18 protein-coding genes are annotated in these 21,722 nt (G+C 36.1%); 12 read left to right on the top strand and 6 right to left on the bottom strand.

Annotated features, from left to right (window positions below; translation table 11 throughout):
* Nucleotides 1-169 precede the first annotated feature (169 nt).
* On the top strand, nt 170-778 hold the full coding sequence (locus tag LKL37_RS22400; RefSeq protein ID WP_098971484.1) for a master DNA invertase Mpi family serine-type recombinase: 609 nt from the start codon (nt 170-172) through the stop codon (nt 776-778).
* Between the two features lie 44 nt (nt 779-822).
* Here the strand turns inward: LKL37_RS22400 and LKL37_RS22395 are convergent, their stop codons facing one another.
* Nucleotides 823-1,230 carry a helix-turn-helix domain-containing protein gene (locus tag LKL37_RS22395; RefSeq protein ID WP_431612363.1) on the bottom strand — a complete coding sequence of 136 codons (408 nt, stop codon included), beginning with the start codon at nt 1,228-1,230 and terminating at the stop codon, nt 823-825.
* 298 nt (nt 1,231-1,528) lie between these two features.
* On the opposite strand from LKL37_RS22395, the gene LKL37_RS22390 reads away from it, so the two are divergent.
* The 9 genes from LKL37_RS22390 to LKL37_RS22350 all read left to right on the top strand — a co-directional run bounded on the left by LKL37_RS22390 (nt 1,529) and on the right by LKL37_RS22350 (nt 13,214).
* Nucleotides 1,529-2,026 carry a hypothetical protein gene (locus LKL37_RS22390; RefSeq protein WP_431612364.1) on the top strand — a complete coding sequence of 166 codons (498 nt, stop codon included), beginning with the start codon at nt 1,529-1,531 and terminating at the stop codon, nt 2,024-2,026.
* A 644-nt stretch (nt 2,027-2,670) separates the two neighbouring features.
* Nucleotides 2,671-3,420: a hypothetical protein gene (locus LKL37_RS22385; protein WP_431612365.1), complete on the top strand. Its 750-nt coding sequence runs from the start codon at nt 2,671-2,673 to the stop codon at nt 3,418-3,420.
* Nucleotides 3,341-4,234, top strand: coding sequence for a T9SS type A sorting domain-containing protein (locus LKL37_RS22380; RefSeq protein ID WP_431612366.1), 894 nt, complete (start codon nt 3,341-3,343; stop codon nt 4,232-4,234). Before LKL37_RS22385 ends, LKL37_RS22380 begins: the two co-directional genes overlap by 80 nt.
* A gap of 4 nt (nt 4,235-4,238) precedes the next feature.
* Nucleotides 4,239-7,205 (top strand): hypothetical protein, encoded by a 2,967-nt coding sequence (locus LKL37_RS22375; protein ID WP_431612367.1) that lies wholly within the window; start codon nt 4,239-4,241, stop codon nt 7,203-7,205.
* A gap of 18 nt (nt 7,206-7,223) precedes the next feature.
* Nucleotides 7,224-10,883, top strand: a complete 3,660-nt coding sequence (locus tag LKL37_RS22370) for a DUF6443 domain-containing protein (RefSeq protein WP_431612368.1) — start codon at nt 7,224-7,226, stop codon at nt 10,881-10,883.
* A gap of 2 nt (nt 10,884-10,885) precedes the next feature.
* Nucleotides 10,886-11,218, top strand: coding sequence for an SMI1/KNR4 family protein (locus tag LKL37_RS22365; protein ID WP_431612369.1), 333 nt, complete (start codon nt 10,886-10,888; stop codon nt 11,216-11,218).
* A gap of 3 nt (nt 11,219-11,221) precedes the next feature.
* Entirely contained in the window at nt 11,222-11,638 is a 417-nt protein-coding gene (locus LKL37_RS22360; RefSeq protein WP_431612370.1) for a hypothetical protein, read from the top strand.
* 241 nt (nt 11,639-11,879) lie between these two features.
* Complete coding sequence (locus LKL37_RS22355; RefSeq protein ID WP_431612371.1) at nt 11,880-12,473, top strand: suppressor of fused domain protein; 594 nt, start codon at nt 11,880-11,882, stop codon at nt 12,471-12,473.
* Nucleotides 12,474-12,566: 93 nt separating this feature from the next.
* Nucleotides 12,567-13,214: an immunity protein Imm33 domain-containing protein gene (locus LKL37_RS22350; protein WP_431612372.1), complete on the top strand. Its 648-nt coding sequence runs from the start codon at nt 12,567-12,569 to the stop codon at nt 13,212-13,214.
* Nucleotides 13,215-13,448: 234 nt separating this feature from the next.
* Here the strand turns inward: LKL37_RS22350 and LKL37_RS22345 are convergent, their stop codons facing one another.
* On the bottom strand, nt 13,449-15,920 hold the full coding sequence (locus tag LKL37_RS22345) for a TonB-dependent receptor domain-containing protein (protein WP_431612373.1): 2,472 nt from the start codon (nt 15,918-15,920) through the stop codon (nt 13,449-13,451).
* A 232-nt stretch (nt 15,921-16,152) separates the two neighbouring features.
* On the opposite strand from LKL37_RS22345, the gene LKL37_RS22340 reads away from it, so the two are divergent.
* The gene (locus tag LKL37_RS22340; RefSeq protein ID WP_431612374.1) at nt 16,153-17,292 is read left to right on the top strand and encodes a 1-acyl-sn-glycerol-3-phosphate acyltransferase; all 1,140 of its coding nucleotides are present in this window, start codon (nt 16,153-16,155) and stop codon (nt 17,290-17,292) included.
* A gap of 69 nt (nt 17,293-17,361) precedes the next feature.
* Here LKL37_RS22340 and LKL37_RS22335 read toward each other — a convergent pair whose 3' ends face one another.
* Both LKL37_RS22335 and LKL37_RS22330 read right to left on the bottom strand, forming a co-directional pair.
* Nucleotides 17,362-17,709, bottom strand: coding sequence for an NTF2 fold immunity protein (locus tag LKL37_RS22335; protein WP_431612375.1), 348 nt, complete (start codon nt 17,707-17,709; stop codon nt 17,362-17,364).
* A gap of 110 nt (nt 17,710-17,819) precedes the next feature.
* Nucleotides 17,820-18,869, bottom strand: a complete 1,050-nt coding sequence (locus LKL37_RS22330) for an alpha/beta fold hydrolase (RefSeq protein ID WP_431612376.1) — start codon at nt 18,867-18,869, stop codon at nt 17,820-17,822.
* A gap of 215 nt (nt 18,870-19,084) precedes the next feature.
* Between LKL37_RS22330 and LKL37_RS22325 the strand changes: the two genes are divergently transcribed.
* Nucleotides 19,085-19,630 carry a hypothetical protein gene (locus tag LKL37_RS22325; RefSeq protein WP_431612377.1) on the top strand — a complete coding sequence of 182 codons (546 nt, stop codon included), beginning with the start codon at nt 19,085-19,087 and terminating at the stop codon, nt 19,628-19,630.
* Nucleotides 19,631-19,648: 18 nt separating this feature from the next.
* Here the strand turns inward: LKL37_RS22325 and LKL37_RS22320 are convergent, their stop codons facing one another.
* Together LKL37_RS22320 and LKL37_RS22315 are read right to left on the bottom strand one after the other, a co-directional pair.
* The gene (locus LKL37_RS22320; RefSeq protein WP_431612378.1) at nt 19,649-20,077 is read right to left on the bottom strand and encodes a DUF3592 domain-containing protein; all 429 of its coding nucleotides are present in this window, start codon (nt 20,075-20,077) and stop codon (nt 19,649-19,651) included.
* A 112-nt stretch (nt 20,078-20,189) separates the two neighbouring features.
* On the bottom strand, nt 20,190-21,677 hold the full coding sequence (locus tag LKL37_RS22315; protein WP_431612379.1) for a serine hydrolase: 1,488 nt from the start codon (nt 21,675-21,677) through the stop codon (nt 20,190-20,192).
* Between the last annotated feature and the right edge of the window lie 45 nt (nt 21,678-21,722).

Below are 21,722 nucleotides of genomic sequence, written 5' to 3'. Positions count from 1 at the left end.
AATAGAGGATAAAACCACCCAGCTTTCTGAGGAACTGAAATCTGTAAGAACAACAAATTGTCTAAAATAATCGCTCATTTCCTTGTTATTATTATTGCATAGAATTATTTTAGACAGTATAGGTATAAATTAAATCAAAATAGCATAATAATTTTTAACAACAAATACAATGATTTACGGATACATCAGAGTAAGTACAGACAAACAAACAGTAGAGAACCAACGTTTTGAAATCAATCAATTTTGCCAACATCAAGAAACGATAGTAGACAAATGGATTGAAGAAACTATCTCTGGTGCAAAGAATGTGGATGACAGAAAACTTGGTAAGCTCTTAAAAAAGATGAAAAAAGGAGATATCCTTATCTGCTCTGAGCTTTCAAGATTAGGAAGGAATTTATTAATGATTATGGGAATCCTTAATGAATGCATGAATCGGGATATCCAAGTTTGGACGATCAAAGATAATTACCGGTTAGGAAGTGATATCAGCTCTAAGGTGCTAGCCTTTGCTTTCGGACTTTCTGCTGAGATCGAAAGAAATTTAATTTCCCAACGAACTAAAGAAGCTTTAGCAAGAAAACGGGCGGAAGGAGTTATTTTAGGAAGGCCTAAAGGAAGTAAATCTTCAAAAACTAAACTTACAGGTCATGAAAAGAAAATTCAGGAGTTACTTGATAAAAAAGTATCCTATTCTGCAATTGGAAGAATCCTAGGGGTACACAGATTGACTGTAAGCAGCTTTGTAAGCAGACAAGAAAGTCTCCATTTAAATTAAAAATGAAAAGGTTCAGCGTGTGCTGAACCTTTTTTTATCTTAAATTATCTCTTCTCAATCAACCTCTCCAGCCTTCCCATCATCTCATCCTTCTCCTTCAGCATTCTCTCATAAAGTTCCATTTTTTCTTCATGTAACTTCTTTATTTCATCAATTGGACTAAAATTGAAAGTTGAATTTGGATTTCCAACACAAGCATTATCACCAAACGTATTAGAAATAATATTCACCGCCTGCTCCTCATCAAAATTCTGAAACGCTTCCACCGGGATTTTCAATACTTCAGAAATTCTTTTCAGTAGAGGGTCTTCAATAATTTCTTTCTGTTCCAGCAGAGAAACTTTCTTCTGGTTCCAGTCTTCTCCAAGGTCAAGAGCTAATGCCTCCTGCTTGATGCCCAGCATTTCTCTGAATCGTTTTACATTGCGTCCCTGATGTATTGTATGTTCCATGATAAATCAACATTTATGAAGTTTTAAATATAGAAAAATATTTATAAAAACTGTCCTTTAGAAACAGTATAATTACAATGTATATTCATTCTGTTTTTCTTTAGAAACAGAGAATCTACTCTCTTTCACAATTTTCTTTTTTTCACCCTCTTTTTTTCTTCAAAAACCAAGAAAAAATAAACCCCATTATGCCGTTTTCATTTTCTGATGAACACGCCTTAAAAATCTTATAACACCCTATTTTTCTATGATTTACACTCCTTATATTTGATCATACAAACCCAAAAAGCACAATATTATGGCACTAGACAATTTAATCAGTATCAGCTTTACTGCTGAAGAACTTACTCAACTGGATCAGGCATTGCAAACTATTGAAACAGTGTTATCAGGAAAAACCATCAACCTTACTCCGGAAGAAAGACAACAATACGGAAGTATTGCAGAACAGAACAAACTCTTCGTCAACAAAGCTAAAATCTACATGGAGCAATATCCCCAGTATGTTCCAAACTTTTTAGATAAGGTAGAATTCGATAAGGATTATCTGGGAAGAGAACAGGTAGAACAGCGCCTGCAAATCATGGGCTCATTAACAGAACAGCTGTCTGATACTAAAGTTTTACTGGATCACGATAACTATCACAACGCCATCACCTTCTATAGAAACATGAAATTCCTTTCAGGAGAAAATGTTCCGGGAACGAATGTTATTTATGAAGATCTGAAACAGTTTTTCGTAACTACAGCCCCTTCTACCCCTCCGATAACTCCCCCTGATGATGTAAAGAACTAACAACAATTGGTTACACAAGTATCAACAGGTGGTTATAAAGTTCAAACACCTATTTCCATAAGTATCAATACCCCCTTCCCTAAGGGGGTATTATTATTTAAAAACTGCCTGTAGGTATTAAGTGAAATGCCTCCGGCTTATTCTGAAATACCTACCGACACTTAACCAACTTGTTGCAGTTATTTCAAGACCGGTTTTTGATATATTGATAACCTGTTTCAGGGGCTTATCTATCCGGCTGTTGATACTTAAGAAATACTGACTACCACTTTTATACATGTTTAGAGTAATTGTACAAAATTGTGGATTTATCATATCCCAGGTTTTATATATAGCTCAATTTTGGAAGCTTTGTGTTGTATTTTACGGAGTTTCTTTATGTCTCTATGCATGTGATAAATTTTACATGCCTCAAAAAAATAAAATACCTTTTGATTATAATGTGACATGTTCTGTCGCTGTTCTGAGATAGTTTTGCAATATGATAGATTAAGATAATTTAATATAAAAACAAAACATATGAAAAAGGATATTCTATTGAGATAAAATAATATATCATAAAAATCATAGTTGAAATATGGGGTTTTTACGGAGTATATATTTCCCATATTAATAATATTTTTACACGTCAACAACACAAGCCTATGAAGAAAAATTATTTCTGTGCATTTACTTTATGCACAATCTTGAGTTTATCTGCTCAGGAAACGGATGTAATATGGCAAAAAGACATCAAATCCTCTACTCAGGATTTTTTAAGCCAGGTTACCACTACAATAGATCAGCAGTATCTGATCACGGGAAGCTCAATTCAGAGCGACCCTTCGACAGGCTCAGGATTAGCAGGCCAAAAACAAAACAATGGTTATGATTTTCACCTTGTAAAACTCAATCAGCAGGGAGAAGAAGTCTGGGAAAAATATTTCTCGGGGCAAAATCATGATTATTTATCTGCAACAGTTACCACACAGGATGGTGGATTTTTGTTAGCTGGAACCTCTTATTCAGGAAAAGGTCTGGATAAAAGGGATAATTCTAATGGCGGCTCAGACATTTGGTTAATCCGTATCAATGAATTTGGGGATGAATTATGGCAAAAAACGTTGGGAAGTTCTTCAGATGAAGAAGCAAGAGCCGTGATTCAAACAACAGATTTTGGGTTCTTTGTTTCAGGTAATGTACAAAATGCTGCAAAAGGTCACGGCTCAAAAGATATCTTCATTACCAAATTAGATAAAGACGGAAAAGAATCGTCGCAATTGATTTTAGGTGGAAAAGGTTTGGATGAGGTGGAAAAGATGATTCCAACCCGTGATGGAGGTGCACTACTTGGAGCATATTCCCGAAGCAATTGCAGGAGGTACAAAGAATACAGAAAATTATGGAGAAGGTGATTTTTGGGTAGTAAAGCTTTCCAAGGAAAACAAAGTGGAATGGGAAAAGAACTTTGGAGGAAAAGCAGATGATCATATCAGAACCCTGGCTTTGACTTCAAACGGATTCATCATCGGAGGAGAATCCAGATCAGAAAGATCAGGAAATAAAACAGTAGGCATTGAAGAAGGAACAGATCTTTGGCTGATTTCTTTAAATGAAAGAGGGGAAGAGCAATGGCAGAAGTCCTACAATTTTGGGAATCGTGATGTACTTATGGGTATGAATATTCTTCATTCAGCAGATGACAAATCTACAAAAGGAATTCTACTAGGTGGTTATACACAAGCTGAGGGAAGAATAGAACAGGATGATGAAACGTTTTGGCTGCTTTACACTGACCAGCAAGGGAATGAATCCTGGAGAAAATATATCAAGGGAGAATCCAGACAAAAAGAAGAAAGACTTTCAGATTTGAAACTGAACAGAGATGGTTCAATTGTACTAGCCGGAACCAGTGCTACGGAATTAGGAAAAGAAAACTGGAAGATTGTGAAACTGGGTGACAAGCAAGTTGATCAGTTAATTGAAAAATATGACATCAAAATCTACCCCAACCCTGTTTCTGATCATGCCTACGTAGAAATAGGATTCAACGACTTCAAAGAGGCAGATATTGTTTTGTATGATATGAGCGGAAGACAGCTTCAGAATCTGAAAACCAAAAACAAAGTCACAAAAATTAATACTCAGGCTTTAGTGCAAGGAGCTTATCTGGTGGCGATAAAAACTGATACTAATATAACAGCAAATGCTAAGCTTATCAAAAAATAATGTCATGAAAAAAAATATAAAATACAAGCTGTTACACTTTACAGGAATATTGATCGGAATTATAATCTCCAATATGGTAAGAGCTCAAACCCCAGAAATTAATTTTGGGGACTTTGCCCATCCTGTGGCATCTGTATCCAACTTGGCAGCTTATAATAATACCCCAGCTTCAATAGCCAGTGGTACATCAAATATATCTATTCCTTTGCTTGAGATTCCTAGCCGTTCCAAGAATATTTCATTGCCACTGGCACTGGCTTATAATTCTAAGAATGTAAAACCGCTGGAACCTGCCGGAGAAGTTGGTACAGGATGGTCTCTCTTAGCAGGAGGAGTTATTTCGAGAGAAATTATAGGCTCATTAAATGAAGTCCAATACAGTAATAATCCTTCGAGTAATTCCCCGGAAATTTTTAATGATATTTATTATTATAATTTACCGGGAGTTTCAGGAAAATTCAAATTTAACAAAAATGCAACGACTGGTAACATTGATATTCAAAGCCTTTCGCCAAATAAAGTAAAAATAACATATATCAAGGATACTGTAGAAACGCTTTATTTTACAGTATCAAGTTTTACCATTACAAATGAAAGCGGGTATCAGTATATTTTTAAAGATTATAGTGAGAGTAGTAATTCTGATGCTATTACAACTTACAGATCAGCCTTCTTTTTAAGCCAGATCAAATTGCCGGATAATACAATTATTGCAAGTTTTGAGTATAGAAAGGACAGCAAGCATGCTACCGAGGAGTGGACTTCTCCCATTGCATATCGGAGTTGTAAACTTTCAAAGATAAATACTGATGGCTTAGGCTCGGTGAGTATAGATTATCAGTATGATACAACGAAGGAAAAGACAATGAATGATCCCTACAGTATTTCACAAATTCTTTTGAAAGATGTCTGGGGAAGCTTGATTTCTGGATATAAATTCGTTTACAGCTGGACTCAGCTTTATCCATCTACTCCTTCAGATAATACCGAGGAGAAAGGAAAAAGACTGCTTACAAAACTGATAAAGATTGACAAAGACCAAATAGAGTCTGAAAAAACAAGTTTTGTATACAACCCTTATCAGGATGCTCTTAATGAGAAGTTTATTTATCCTTGTTATCCTGAGCCTGTTTCCACACCGGGTAATTTCGAATATTACCAGATGCCTGGACTATTAAAAAAAATTGTTTATCCTATGGGTGGAGTCGTGGAATATGCTTATGAAGCTCATGATTACTTTTTCAATAGAAATACGCCACAATATCTGGAAAATGTATTGGGTTCAGGAATAATAGGTGATCCATATGTCCAGGATTGGGAGCCGGTAGTTCCTGTACTCAATGTAGATACTAATCAAAGCTTAACATATACTTTAACAGTGACAGGAACTCCAGGAGTAACAAAATCAGTAGCATTACAATTTCTTGTCAGTGAATATTATCCGCCGGGAATCTGGGTTCCAGACACCCCTGATCCTAATGATCAGCCTGACCCGGGAGGTGATCCTCAACCCGGAGGACATTATCATTTTGACTTGACCTATACACTGAAAAAAAATAATGAAGTGATGAGTACATTTTGTATTTCCAATCAAGCGTCTATTTATCAATTATTACCAGGTACTTATACGATAAGTGTTTCCGGAACAGGAGGTAAAGCGCAGCTTCTAATGTCTCAGATAAAACTGAAAAACGGTCCTTATCCTAATAAGATCAGTACTTATAAGTATGGTCCGAGACTCAAAAATATCAAATATTACAGCAGCAGTACCGAAACTGTTCCATCGAAAATAGAGCAGTATAATTACGCCTCATTCAGTGACCCTATTAGCTCTAGCGGTTATATTTTCAGAAATGAAGCCGAAAGCACTAATAATTTTTTCCCTGGCTATGTATTGTATAAAAATGTATCGGTAAGTGATGGAGAGAATGGTTTTATACGTTATTATTTCAAAAATCCTGATGATTATTCAAAGACTTCATATACAGTGGAGGGAAACCCTACCAGCTTTTGGCAATACTATCCTATTACAAAATCCGGTGTATTAGAAAAGAAGGAGATATACAATGCCCAAAACCTTTTATTATCCTCTTTAGAATATGAGACAGAATATGAGACCCTTCAAAATCTTCCTGATCTGAAAATAAATGCATATGATGGGAATGCAGAAATCTATACTAAGCCTGCTTACATCAAGAATACAAAAATTATTACAAAAAATTTTTCAGGGAATGTCTTTGCAAAGACTACAAGTGAAACAAGTTTTAATCCTGACAACTTTAAAGCAGGATTTATGAAAGGAATATCTTCTGACGGCATCACAACAGAAAGCTGGATCAGGTATGCAGCAGATAAAAACAAAACACAGATGATGGATGCAAATATTTTTTCTGTACCACTGGAAACAGAGACCAAGATAGATGGAAAAATTTCAGCTAAAACAGAAAATTTCTATACTGACTCGGGAAGATTTGATCCAATATCATTAAAGGTCAGCACTACAGATAACGGAAGTAGTAAAACAGCTATAAAATATGAGGTATATGATACCTATGGGAATTTACGTCAATACATGGTAAATGTTGAGGAGAATTCAGGAAATGGATTTCCTATTGTCTTAATCTGGGGATATAACCAAACCATGCCTATTGCAAAAATAGAAGGTGCCAGACTCACAGATATAGGAACCTTAGCAGATGATATTGTTTTAAAATCCAATGCTGACAAAGATGCCCCATCTGAAACAGAACTTGTTAAAGCATTAGACCTGTTTAGGAGTAATGCTGTTTTGAAAAATTTTCAGATTACAACCTATACCTATGATCCTTTAGTAGGTGTTACCACTACCACTCCTCCTAATGGTATTCGTGAGATCTATCAATATGACAGAAGCGGAAGATTGAAAACAGTGGCCGATGTAAATGGAAATATTCTAAAGGAATATAAATACAATAACAAGCCACAACCTTAACACTTTAAATCTAATAGTATGAAAAATATTATATTGTTTCTCTCTCTGTTTCTTTCTGTTCTGGGAAAAGCACAGAGTTTAACGCAGAGTGAGAACTACGTCTACAGCAGAAACTATATGGAAGCTGTTACCACAGAACAGGCTGGTGCTGCCCAGATCCAGACTGTACAGTATATGGACGGATTGGGAAGACCCATTCAGAATATTGCAATAAAAGGATCCCCATCATCAAAAGACATTGTAGTTCCTATTACTTATGATTCTTCAGGAAGACAGACTAAAACTTATCTCCCACTACCCGCAGATTCACAAAATGGAGCTTATTTACCAGCAACGAATGGAAATACAGTAAACACCTATTATGGTGTTCCCAATGCCTATTCGGAAGCAGCTTATGAAAAATCTCCATTGGGAAGACTGGAGAAACAGGCAATGCCTGGAACAGAATGGCAGATAAACGGAACACACGTTCAAAAAATGGAATATGCCCTTAATACAGATGGGCAGGTAAAAAGATTTCGGGCTGTAACAGTGTGGAATCCGACAACAGGTATCTATGATGTTTCTCTACTATCGGGAACAGATGATGCTTATACTTCCGGAGCCTATTATAAGGCAGGTACATTGTTTAAAACCGTTTCAAAAGATGAGGATGGAAATGAAAGCCAAATATTTACCAATTCACGAGGAGCGAAAATATTGCTCCGCCAGATTAATACTAAAATAGATGGTTCTTCTGAGAATCTTGATACCTACTATGTATATAATGACACTGGAAATATAGCATTTATAATTCCACCCAAGGCAGCCGTATCCAGTACTATAACTCAAGTTCAGGCAGTGTTGAATATATTATGTTACCAATACAAATACGATCAATACAATAGGCTTGCTGAGAAAAAAGTTCCAGGGAAGGACTGGGAATATTTTGTATTTGATAAACAGAATAGGCAGGTACTGGGACAGGATGGAAATTTAAGAACCACTACGAACAATTTCGGACAAAAGGGATGGATGTTTACAAAGTATGATGCATTTGGAAGGTCTTTATACTATGGTTTCTTTCCCTCCACTGCTTCAAGAGCGGATATTCAGACGACATTGAATAATACTTCAGTTAATGTACTTAACAATGAAAAGCCCAGCAGTTCATCATTTACCCAAAATAATCTTAACATATACTACACTCAGGAAGCCTTTCCTGTTGGAAGTGTGACTGTTTTAGGAGTCAACTATTATGATGAATATCCTGTAGGGGTACCAGATAGACCTCAACAAATACAAGGGAACAGTACCCTTGCTCCTACCCCATCCTCTATTACCGTCAATGGTTTATCATCTGTAAGAAGTACTAAAATGCTTCCTACGGCATCCATTACAAGAAATATCGAAAATGAAAAATGGACTTCATCGGTATTGTGGTATGATACTTTGGGAAGGGTAATCGGGACCTATGAAGGTAATCATCTAGGTGGTTTTACCCGTACAGAAGCTTTACTGGATTTTTCAGGGAAAACAAAAGAATCCTATACTTTCCATTCAAAAAACACATCAAATACTGAAATTACAGTAAAAGACAGGTTTGTATATAATTCTCAAAATTTCCTGCTGAAACATTACCAGCAGATTGGATCCAATCCAGAAGAACTTCTTTCTGACTATACTTATAATGATTTGGGACAGATCACCAACAAGAAAACAGGAAGTACACTTCAGAGCATCGATTATTCTTATAACATCCATGGATGGCTTACCGGGATTAATGGTTCCGATATAAACAGCATGGGAACTAAGTTATTTGCCTACAGGGTAAAATATAATACTGTAGAGGGAGCAGAAGTACCAAACAACTCTTTTGACCGCCACAAAGTGAAACAGAAATACAATGGAAGTATTTCAGAAACAGACTGGAAAACAGCTTCCGGTGCTAATGAGCCATTAAGAAGATATGGTTATGTATATGATGGGGCATCAAGATTATTGGCGGGATTCTTCCAAGCTGCAACCAGTCCTTATTCTAAAGAATATAGTGAGGTGATAGGTTATGATACTGGGGGAAATATCATTTCACTGAATAGAACGGGAAGTGCTGTCAATGGAACAGCGGAAGTGATGGATGACCTTACCTATAATTATCTTAGTGGCGGAAACCAACTGGAATATGTGTCAGAGTCAGGAAAAGGAAATGCTTTGAGTGGGTATCCACTTGCCCGTGGAAAAGGAGCTTTAATGAAATATGATGCCAATGGAAATCTCACACAGCATCTGGATAAGAAACTGGAAAAAATTTCTTATAATTTTCTGAATCTTCCTTCCATAATTCCTTCTACATCTCAGACAGAAACGCTGAAATATGTTTATTCTTCTGATGGTACCAAAGTACAGATGACAAGGAATGTGGAGGTTACAGATTATCTTGGAGCTTTTCAGTACACTGCCAACATCTCTACAGGAGCACAGACTTCCTTTGTGCTGGCTAATGAGGAAGGATACTATGACTTTGTGAACAGCAGGTATGTATACCAATATAAAGATCATCTTGGAAATATAAGATTATCTTATACAAAAGGAAACATTGGACAGCCTGTAATTCTGGAGGAAAATAATTATTATCCATTTGGATTAAAACATGCTGGTTACAATACAGGAGATACAAATAATAATAAATTTAAATATCTTTACAATGGTAAAGAGTTGCAGGGTACCGGAAATCTGGATTATGGTTGGAGACAGTACATGCCAGATCTGGGAAGATGGAATGGTATAGATCAGCTGGCAGAAACTTATCACTCCACTAATCCATATGCATATGTAATAAATAATCCTGTATCTTTCACAGATCCTGACGGCCGAGAAATAGAAAGAACTACAGACGGATGGTCTTTTTCGGGAGATGATATTGGATGGGCAATGAGCTATTTCCAGAATGGAGGCAGTGTAAAAGGATTGGACAATGCTCTAGATTCATGGCATACAGGAGGAGGAACTTTTGGTAGCAATAATGATAATTTTTGGGCCAAATTTGAGGGTTTAAGTATAGCATTACCACCAGTAGCGCTTACTGGAAAATTGGGAGTAGTTTGGGCATTACAGCTCCACAATCATGTAAATACATACATGGAGCAATGGAATGAGCAAAATAACTTTTACGGTAGTAGAATTGGTAATAAGGTATTGGATGCCAAAGAATCTATTTTAGGGAAAATATGGTCTTTTATAAATCCTCGTATATGGAAAGGAGGTAATGGACTCTCATATCAGGTAAATGCCGACGGAATAGCAACCAATGTTGCGCCATTGATGGGTGATCTTCCCATAGGGGGGCCAGGAATGAAAGGGCTTATACAAGCAGAATTGGCTACGGAAAAAGGAGCGTTCTCAGTTGCTGACTGGACAAATTATCCATCTGCCATACCGAAACCTACAGGTCCTTTTAGAATACTTGAGGGAGCCGAGTATGAAGCTGCTAGAAAAGCAGCAAATAAAGCTAACCAGGCAATGAGAAAAGCAGATCCTGAGGCATATAAAGGATTGGAGATTCATGAGATTCATCCTGTTAAATATGGAGGAAGTGCTACAGATCCAATGAATAAAATAGCTATACCAAGGGATTATCATAGAAAAATAGTTACACCTTGGTGGAATGATAATATGAGATCAATTAAAAAAATACCTTAATTATGAATAGTAAATTTGAATTTCCAGAAGACTATATTTCTTTTATGAGTAATTTAAATGACAATGAAATTAACTCTGAAAATGGATATATTGAATTGTTTCCAATTGATGAATTAGAAATAATCAATAATGAATATGAAACAAATGAATTAGTTCCAAATTTTATAGCTATTGGAACTAATGGAGGAGGAGTTGGTATATTCATTAATAAAAATAATAATAGTATATATTCAATTCCATTTGTAGGAATGGAGGAAAAAGATGCTGTTTTATTAGCTAATTCATTTTCAGAATTTCTATATCTGTTTGAAAATGACGAATTAGAAATATATTAATTTATGTATAAACTTATAGAACCAGAAGTGGCAGGCAGCTTAGGAGATCAAACACAGTTAGATAATTCTTTTTTCCCTCCCCTTATTAAAAATCTTCATTATGAATTTGAGGGTTGGTTAGGAGATGATATTTTAGAATCTTTTCCATGTTATATAGTAACAGAGAGATTGAGAAAAGGTATAGAATCTGAACAGCTTTCAGGTATTAGTTTTGATCAGGTTTTAGTTTCTAAATCTGAAACTTTTTTAGAACTTTATCCTGATAGAGAACTTCCAAACTTCTTTTGGGCTAAAATAAATGGAGAATCAAATAGAGATGACTTTTTTATTACTGAAAAGAATGGTTTGGCAATATCTGAAAGAGCTTACTCGTTATTGAAGAATTATAATATAAGCCAAGCTGATGTTGACGATTTATAATAAATACTTTTTATAATCGACTCAACAAAAACTTTCTTTATAAAAAATATATGAAGTTTTATATAAAAAGGTTAAGGTAACAATGAAACAGAGCATTAAATTTAATGCTCTGTTTTAAATAAATCACAAAATAGAATTACCAAAGGATATGAAAAAAATGTTAATATGATTGGTTTCTTTTCAATTCTAATGATTTTCAGCGTGGATTAATACAAAATATAAGAATATTTTTTAAAAAAACATGTCTCAACAAGCTTCTGAAGAAAATAAAAAACTTTCTAACTATATAACAAATATTGTTGGTATTAATAAAATGATTGATCGTCATTATGACAAAGACGAAAAGATTTTTTTCGATATTTTCACCTGTGATGACCCTCTCTATCCTAGAATAAAAATTTGTGGTACGATAGGAGTGTCTGATCACCCCAATAAAATTGAAATGAATGATAATAGCTTTAAAAACATTCCAATAGAACTTTTAATTGGTGGTTACAGAGAATTCAGAATGTTGGCTAATATTCTTTCCACATCTGGGTTTTATATTGCTAATAATGGGTGGGAATGTCAACCAGGCTCAGTATTTATGAGAATCGTTGAAATGTACTTTGAAACTTCTGAAATGAAACATATTATGTTTATATCACCATTTTTGTGGGAGGATAAATTACAACCACTAAAACTTGAAACAAAAACTGTACATTGGCTTTTATGCATTCCTATTTCTGATAAAGAACTCGAATATAAAATGGAAAATGGTACATCAGCATTAGAAGACATATTTCAAAAAAAAGATATTGACATCTTTGATTTTAATAGAAAATCGGCTATTTAAGGACTTTATTTTAATAGCAAAATCCCAGCTGCCACACGAATATTTTTGTGTGGCATTTTCCTGAGCTTAGTGACTAAATAATTAACTAAAAATATGATACTATATAAAGAAATTGAAGTAAATGTAAATGATAATATTTATGTGGAAACCAAAGGGTTAAATTCTTATATATCTAAAGAAATTAGAGTTATTATTGGTAATAATCAACCTGAAAATTATATAGAGGTTATTAAGTACATTATAGATTATATTATAGATTATATTGTAGATAGTAAACCAATTATTTCTGAAAACCAAAATATTGGCTATTATTCATGGCTTTTACAATTTAGATTGGATGAAGAGAACTACTATGAGGTATATGAAGCAAACTCTGACGGTAGTGACTTTAATAAAGGTTGTGATACGGCAATTTCAGTTGTTAGAGAGCAAAGTGAAATATGTTGGCAACAAAATCTTATTCCTCTTTTTCCAAACTTCAATCAGTCCGTTGTTATTTCAGATGGCGTTTACGAAGGAAAAGATATCGAAGGAATTAGATATGACTCACCTCATGATGAGAGCGGATGGTACCTTATCACAGATGATTATGATGACAATATTAAGTCATTAAAAATGGTACATTTTTATCATGTTGCCTTTGCTCGGCCTGATATTTTAAAATATTTAGCAATACCTTTTGGCTATAGATTTATTATGAAAGAAGGAAATATTGAAATACATCAGGATGAAGAAGAATAGCCCAGTCATATTTCAGGCATGTTGTTTTCTGAATTTTAAAGCTAAAAATAGAATTTCAACCTCTTCAATCATTTAAACTTTAATCAGTCTGGGAAATCCAATTGAGGCTAAAGACGTCATTGGAAAGTTAGATGGTGTTTAATATTTTACCTGTCTAACAAAATAAAAAACACCTCTTTCATTTTATAAAGAGGTGTTTTTATATCTAATCCAACAGGCAATTATTGCTTTAATCTAACTCCCAGTGCCCGGCCCGTTCAAATATTCATTGCTGATATCTTTCTCCTTTTTAAAATCCATCTTCCCGAATTTATAGCTAAAGCTGATTCCGAAAGAGCGGTATGGCAGATCTCTTACAGAATAGGACTGATAATCTCCCGTATCTACGGTAGTAACCTGTCGGATATACTTATTGAACGGATTCGTAATGGTAAAGCCTATGCTTGCTTTTTTGTTCCAGAACTCTTTTCTGCCTGCTAAGGTGTAGGTAATGGATTGTGGATTTTTACCCTGTATATTTTTAGCCGCTGAGTTGTAATTTCCGAATACTTCCAGTACAAAATTCTTTGGAAACTGGTAATTAAGATTCAGATTGGCACGGTAACGCATTCCCATATCCAGATTACCCACATACGTATGGCTTACAATATACCGGTGAAATACCATGATATTACTTCTCAGGTTCATGGCATTATGAAAAAACGGCAAAGAAAGAGAGATGATTCCTCCGGAATTGTATTCCTTACCGATATTATCCCTTGCAGTAACCGATACATTGGTGTATTCTGTTCCATTAGCTGTGAATGTGGGATAAAATGTAGTAATCTGTTTTAAATCCTGACTGTTGATCCGCTCAACCAATGATAGGGAAATATTCCCACCATTCATAAAATTCTTTGTGTAGCCCAGTTCCATATTATCTCCTATTTCCGGCTTCAATACGGGATTTCCTGTGGTAATATTATGAGGATCATTAAAGTTCAGGAAAGGATTAAGCTCTGTATATTCAGGACGCTCTACCCTTCTTGTATAGGAGAGTTTCAGCGTTTCTCCGCTATCAAATTTATGGGATAAAATGAATGACGGAACCAATAAACCGTATGACGGGATATTGGTATTGGGAAAATCTATTTTAAGAGAGGTATATTCATATCTCAGCCCTGCTCTTACATCCAGCCAGTTTAATAATTTAAGCTTCGAAGAGAAGTAAGCAGCATAGATTCCCATATCATAATTCAAATGGTAAGACTGCAGCGGATCTGTTTCATACTGACCCGATAAAGCGTTCAGAACATGTACATCTGTGGCATTGGTAATATGCTGCTGCACGGTTTTAGCACCCATTTCAAAGGTAACATTGTCATTCAGAGGATGCACATAGTCAATTGACAGGTTATGACTGTTATCTGTTCCGGGGTTGTTCCCTGAAATTCCATTATAAGGAGAAGCGGCTCCGGACAAACTCTGTGTCTGGAAATAGCTGGTGGTAGGAGAACCATAACTGAACACATAGTCTGCTGTAAGCTCCTGCCCTTCTTTTTTAAAGGTTTTTCTGAAGCTCAGACTTCCATCGATGGAACTAACAGAAGACTGATTATCAGATGTTCTGGACCCTATGATGGATTGTACATTGGAAGTGTTATAATCCGTTATATATTGCTGCTGGCCGATCAGCCCGGTACTTTTATTGGAAAAGCTGTTAAAGGATAAAGAGCCACTTAAAGCAGATGATGTACTCATCGACCAGTCAAATCCCAATCCAGTTCTGTATCCATGTCTCTCAAAATCAGTATACCCATCCTGTAATAGATGAGTCCCTGTATTGGAGGCTGCATCTTTGGAAGTTCTGTCCTGAGAAAATGGAGTTTTTGCTTTCAATTGGGCATTTCCGCTGAAAAAGGCATTCATGCTGAAATTGTTGTTTTTATAACTCAGATTCAATGATCCGGTTTCGAATAAAGTTCCGCCAGTTGCGTTCACTATTCCATTAATTCCCTTTATTTTATTATCCTTTAAAACAATATTAATAATTCCTCCCGTACCCTGTGCATCATATTTTGCTCCCGGGCTGGAAACCACTTCAATACTTTTAATCTGACTCGCAGGAATAGATGCCAGGGCATCTGCCAGACTGTTTCCAAATATACCTGAAGGTTTCCCGTTGATCAAAAACCGGATATTTGAATTCCCCTGAAGTTCCACATTTCCATCCGCATCTACGGTTACCTGGGGAACTTTTCTCAAGACATCAATGGCTGCTCCATTCTGAGAAGTCACATCATTGGCAGCATTAAATACAATTTTATCAACTTTATTTTCAATCACTGCTTTTTTACCCACAATTGTTACTCCCTCCAGTGCTGTTTCCCCGTTGATCAATTGAATATCACCCAATGAAACAGTCATATTACCGTTACCGATCTGAATATCAGAGGTTGTTTTGTTTTTGTACCCCGCATAAAAAACAGCTATTTTGTAGGTTCCCAAAGCAATATGATCTATGGAGAATTCTCCTTTTTCATTAGAGGTAGCTCCGTTCACTTCTTTGTTATCCTGATTCAGCAGGCCAATACTGGCATGATCTATTGTATTTCCTGTTTTGGAATCTACAATTCTTCCGCTTATTTTCCCCTGATCATCCGCTTGTTGTGCATTGGCCATTCCTACAGAAAAAAATAGAGCCAATAAAATTGATACTTGTTTCACTATGATTATAGAATTATTACGGTGCAATAATGGGGATCAATTTAGTATAAATTCTGAATTTTCAATTAAAAGGGTTTAAATAAAATATAAGAGATTCCTACAACTGGCTAAGATAAAAGAGAGCTATTAAGCCTGAACTCCTACGCCCTTCATAATACTTTAACACCCATTATGCCCATTCCCCAGATAAATTTTCGTTCTTTTGCAAAAAGTTTTAATTTTAAATAATTGCATGTCGAAGTTTGATGAAATCCGGTATTTCTATGATCAGGAAGTGAATGAAAAATTAGAGAGCATTGCCCGCGATCCTATGATGAAAGCGCTGATGAGCTTTACTTTTCCTGATACTGATGAGCAGGTATGGCTGGAACAGTTTAAAGATGTTCACTCCATCAGTGATTTTCAGCATCAGTTTGTAGCTTATGCTGTACGTCAGATTCTTGCAAAAAGTTCTGAAGGATTAACGACTTCAGGCTTCGATAAATTGGATAAAAATACCTCTTACCTTTTCATATCGAACCACAGGGATATCGTTTTAGATACTTCCCTGCTTAATCTGGTATTGCTGGAAAGTGGTCTTATCATGACCGCTTCTGCCATTGGTGATAATCTGGTGCGCAAAAACTTTCTAAATGTTCTGGCTAAACTAAACCGTAATTTTCTGGTACAAAGAGGTTTGTCTCTGCGTGATCAGCTTACCAGTTCACAGAGCATGTCCGAATACATCAAAGAACAATTACTTCAGGATAACCGTTCTGTCTGGATTGCCCAGCGTGAAGGCCGTACCAAAAACGGAAATGATGCTACCCAGCAGGGTGTTTTGAAAATGCTTGCTATGGCTGCCGGAGACCACCAGTCTCTGACCGATTATTTTAAAGCATTAAAGATTGTTCCTATTTCTATATCATACGAATACGATCCTACCGATTCTTTAAAAATGCCTCAACTGCTTGCCCAGCATAGAGATGAGGAATATATTAAAGGAAAAAATGAAGATTTTACCACAATGCTCAGCGGAATACTGGGACAAAAGAAACGTATTCATCTGCATGCCGGTGACGTTATTGATGCGGAACTGGATGATATCGCAGCCACTATTGACAATAAAAATAAACAGCTGCAGGCGATTGCACAGGTGATTGACCGCTCAATCATCAGCAACTACAAGCTTTGGCCTACTAAGTATATCGCTTACGATCTCCTTCACAATACCGATACCTACGCCTCCGAATATACGGAACAGGAAAAACAGTTATTCATCCGCAGACTTGAAATGCGTATTGATCCGTCTGATCCTGTTTCCAAAGAGTATTTCTTAGCCATGTATGCCAATCCTTTGGTGAATAAGCTGAAGCTGGAAGAAGGTTTATAAGAAGAATTGACTACCAAATAATAAAAAACCACTGCTGCTGAGTAGTGGTTTTTTATTATTTAAAGGGTTTTATTCTCCATGGGTATACTCAATCACTTTTTCTGTTTTTACATTTACTTCGGCATAAGCAACACCTCCAATTGCCGGTGGTGTTGGAGAGTTTCCATGCACAAGCCAAATACTATCATTTTTCTTTTCTGCAACGAATGGCTTTTGCTTATTTATTGTTGATTTACCATACACTTCGTTCCATTTTTTTTCAGCTATGGAAATTGCAATTTCTTTATCGGTTTTACTCTTTTCACAACTTAAAAGTGAAGCTAATAATATGAAGATAAAATATTTCATTTTAAATAAATTATGAGTGATGTCTAAAGCTTCTTCATCATTTTTTATAAAACTTACTCTAGTACTCAAATATAATTATTTTAAGAATACAACCGAAACGATTACGCTGGCAGGGAAATGGAAAAATACTTAAATTTTACTTTTCAACATCCAGATCATCTATTTGATTTGGAAGATTTTTATTTGGTTTGTGACATAGAATCTACCTCTATAATCGCATCTGCAAAAGCTTTGGGAGCTTCCTGTGGTAAATTGTGTCCAATTCCGCCTGTAATCGTATGGTGTACATATTTGCCTGTATATTTGGACGCATAATTTTCAGGGGCAGGAAATGCCGCTCCGTTGGCATCACCTTCCAGGGTAACTGTAGGAACTGTAATAGCAGGAGATTTTGCCAATTTGGCTTCAAGCACATCGTATTGTTTTTCTCCTTTAGCTAATCCTAAACGCCAACGGTAATTGTGAATCACGATATCAACATGATCAGGATTATCAAATGATTGGGCAGAGCGTTCGTAAGTCTGGTCATCAAAAGCCCATTTGGGTGAAGCATTTTTCCATATTAATTTATTAAATGCTGCGGTGTTGGCTTGATACCCCTTATACCCTCTTTCCGTGGAAAAATAATACTGATACCACCATAAAAACTCAGCAGTGGGTGACAGAGGTTTTTCATTGGCCTTCGGACTTCCTATTAAATATCCGCTTACCGCAACCAGGCCAGTGCAACGCTCAGGCCACAGTGCTGCCATAATATCTGCTGTTCTTGCACCCCAGTCGAAACCGCCAATAATGGCTTTATTAATTTTCAAGGCATCCATAAATGCAATAATATCCAACGCCACAACACTCTGCTGACCATTACGTTTTGTATTGGGCGACACGAAAGTAGTTGTTCCATACCCTCTTAAATAAGGGACTAAAATGCGGTAACCTTTTTCTGCAAGTATAGCAGAGGACTGTTCAAAACTATGGATATCATAAGGCCATCCATGAAGAAGAATGACAGGTTTTCCGTTTTCAGGTCCTATTTCTGCGTAACCTACCTCCAACAATCCGGCTTTGATTTTCTTTGTATTCTGGAAAGCTGATCTTACAGCTGCGTTTTCCAGCTCTTTTTCGCCAGTGGCATAAGTCTGTGCTTTTAGAGACCATAATCCCATTCCCATAAAAATGATGAAGAATATAATGGATGATAATTTTTTACTGAAATTCAATGGAATATTCATAATGATGATGTTTTGTTAGGGTAAAATTATTTCAAAACAGAAACCCAGGTAAGGGGAAATAGTTCGAACAGGTCATATTGAACGGCGAAAGCTTATTTTCGGACGTTAAACCAGACAGAAGAATACAATAAAATGACTCAAATTATGCAAAACAGCATTCATTATCTATCAGTTTTTCCAAAAGCATTATCTTCGTAATTGAAAAAATTGACAAAATGAAAAAAATAGTATTGCTGGCTTCGGTTGTTCTCGTTCTCAACTCATGTGTGGTAAGAACTGCTACAAAAGTAGTATCAGGAGCAGTAAGCTTAAGTTATAAAGCGGTAAAAGGAACCGTAAACGGTATCAGCTGGGCTGTAAGCAAAGCCAAAGGGAAGATAGACGAAGACCGTCTGGACGGAACCTGGAAGGTGGTAGGTGTTTATCGTGGTTCTTTCGAGGATTTTTCAAAAGATCAGAATCCGGATGGCACTTTTACCTCAGAATGTACGGAAGGTTTTGATCAGATCGTTTTCAAAGCTAAAAAATCTAAATTCAAGCCGGTACACTGCAGTTCTCAGGATGAAGACTGGGTGAAATATTCTATGGAGTTCGGAAAGAATCCTTCAACAAAAGAAAAAGAGAATTATATAGAGTACAATTCCAACAATTATATTTCTGTGGTTGATGTGAATAATAAGACGATGGTTCTGGAAGGAAATCTGATGCCTAAGCTGGCATTTTCCGGTGCTAAATTATATCTTCTTGAAAAGGTAAAATAGAAATATAGCGGGAGCAGGTTATTTTAAAAACTTGTTGGCAATAAAATAACCTCCTCCTATCACCAGCAATGGCAAAGCTATAGAAATCAGGATTAAAGGCCATGCAAAGATCCTGAAATAAGTATACAACGTTACAGAAGACGGGTCTGCAGGGTCATAAATAACCGTTTCAGTTTCACCTACAGACCGGGCTGAAGGATTGGTGCCTTCCGGCAGTTCATAAGTATATTCAATATTATTCCGGGTACGGAAGGTAAAGAGAGGACTAAATACTTCTCCGTCCGATTCAAACACCCGTAGAGAGGTAACGGTAGCTGTTGTTTTTTCTGCATTTTTTAAGAAAAAAAGAGTGTTTTTAAGGCTCAGCAATGCTGCTACAAACAGAATTACTCCTGCTCCAAGGATGATATAATATTGCCACATCGTTTTGTTTTTATTTCCGTTCATAACCTTTCATCCTGAAAACAGATCTTTCGACTATCTCACTTATTTCCAGATTGATACCCTAAATATACAAAGATTTATCATTTCATCATTAAAGCCTGAAAAAGTCTTCTTTCTATTTGCTTTCTATATCAACTATTTTCTGCCCCTCTTTGCCCAGATAATGGAGAACCAGTTTTTCATATACCTTGTAACCATCATCAATATTGGTAAAAATTATAATTCCTTTGCCGGATTCCGGCACTACTAAAGCAATACATCTTGTTCCCTGATCTGCCCCACCATGAGATAATACATATTCACCATTTCCCAGGTCGTAGATTTCAAAACCCAGCCCGAAATACTTATTCTCTTTAACCTTCACCTGCTTTTTTATCATTTCCCGGAATACTTCAGGCTTCAGATTTTTTCCTTTCATGACACTGACCATAAAATTTCCGTAATCTTCTACCGTAGTATGCAGATCATCGGCAGCATTAGCTGTTTTAATTTTCTCTATTGGATAAGCAACTCCTTTTTCATTGTAACCTGTTACAAATCTTGATTCATCCACGTTCTGATCCCAGATATAATTTGTATTGTTCATTTTGAAAGGTTTAAAAATCAATTCTGTGGCAAGTTCATCAAGCGTTTTTTCAAACTTTTTTTCCAGTGCTTTTCGTAAGTATTCAAACCCTTCTCCTGAATATTGATATTTTGTACCGGGATCAAACTGAAAGTTCAGCTTTTTATCCGTATTCATCCATCTCCAGTTGGGAAAACCGCTCTGATGGCTCAGAATAATCCTTGTCGTCAGTTTTTGATGTCTTGGATCATTGATGATATCAGGATCTGTCCAGTAAGCATCTAAAGGCTCATCCAGCTTCCATTTTCCAAGACTCACCAAACGCAGGGCTACCATTGCTGTCACAGGTTTGGTGAGAGATGCTACATTAAAACAGGCATTAAGTGGGGCTGAAACTCCTTTCTTAACCTCTCCAAAAACTTTTACCTGCTGTAGCTTTCCTCCTTCGATAATTCCTAATCCAAGGGTAGGAATGTTATTTTCTTTCAGCCAGCTTTGCATTGACTGATCGTTATCAAACATTGTTTCACTATCGGTGGTTTGCTTCGGATAGTGGTTAAAACTCAATGAATTCTTAAGTTTCCACTCCGCATTGTCCAGTATCCAAAGGTGGGTAAACTTTGCTTCCCCGACTAATTTCTCAGCCTGATCTCCTGCTTTTTCATAAAAAAGATGGTCACCATTCTGAATGGCAGCATATATTTTTCCATCTTTATACATGGGATAAATCTCAGTACTTTTCTTCACCAGAACTCTTTTTAACTGATAGGTTTCCGGAGATTTACACAATCCGTTTTTAAAATCAATGATGAATTTTTCTTTATTCTCAAAACCGCCTTTATCGTGATAAAATTCAAATGTATCACTTAACATGCTTTCCATCTTTCCGATGTTGCAGGTATTATAGCCTGCAGAAAAAAACAGACTGTCTTTGGACATAATTGTTTTGTAAAGCGGATCTGTATTTTTGACTTGTGCCTGTGTTATGCTAAAGAATAAGGAGCAAAAAGAAAGGAGAAGCTGTGAAGATTTTGTCATTGTTATTTTTTTGACAAAGATTATCATTCCATCAGATTTTTTATT

Origin of the sequence: Chryseobacterium sp. 'Rf worker isolate 10' (assembly GCF_050753305.1) — a bacterium.
Classification (GTDB): domain Bacteria; phylum Bacteroidota; class Bacteroidia; order Flavobacteriales; family Weeksellaceae; genus Chryseobacterium.
This window is presented reverse-complemented; position numbering and strand designations above follow the sequence as displayed.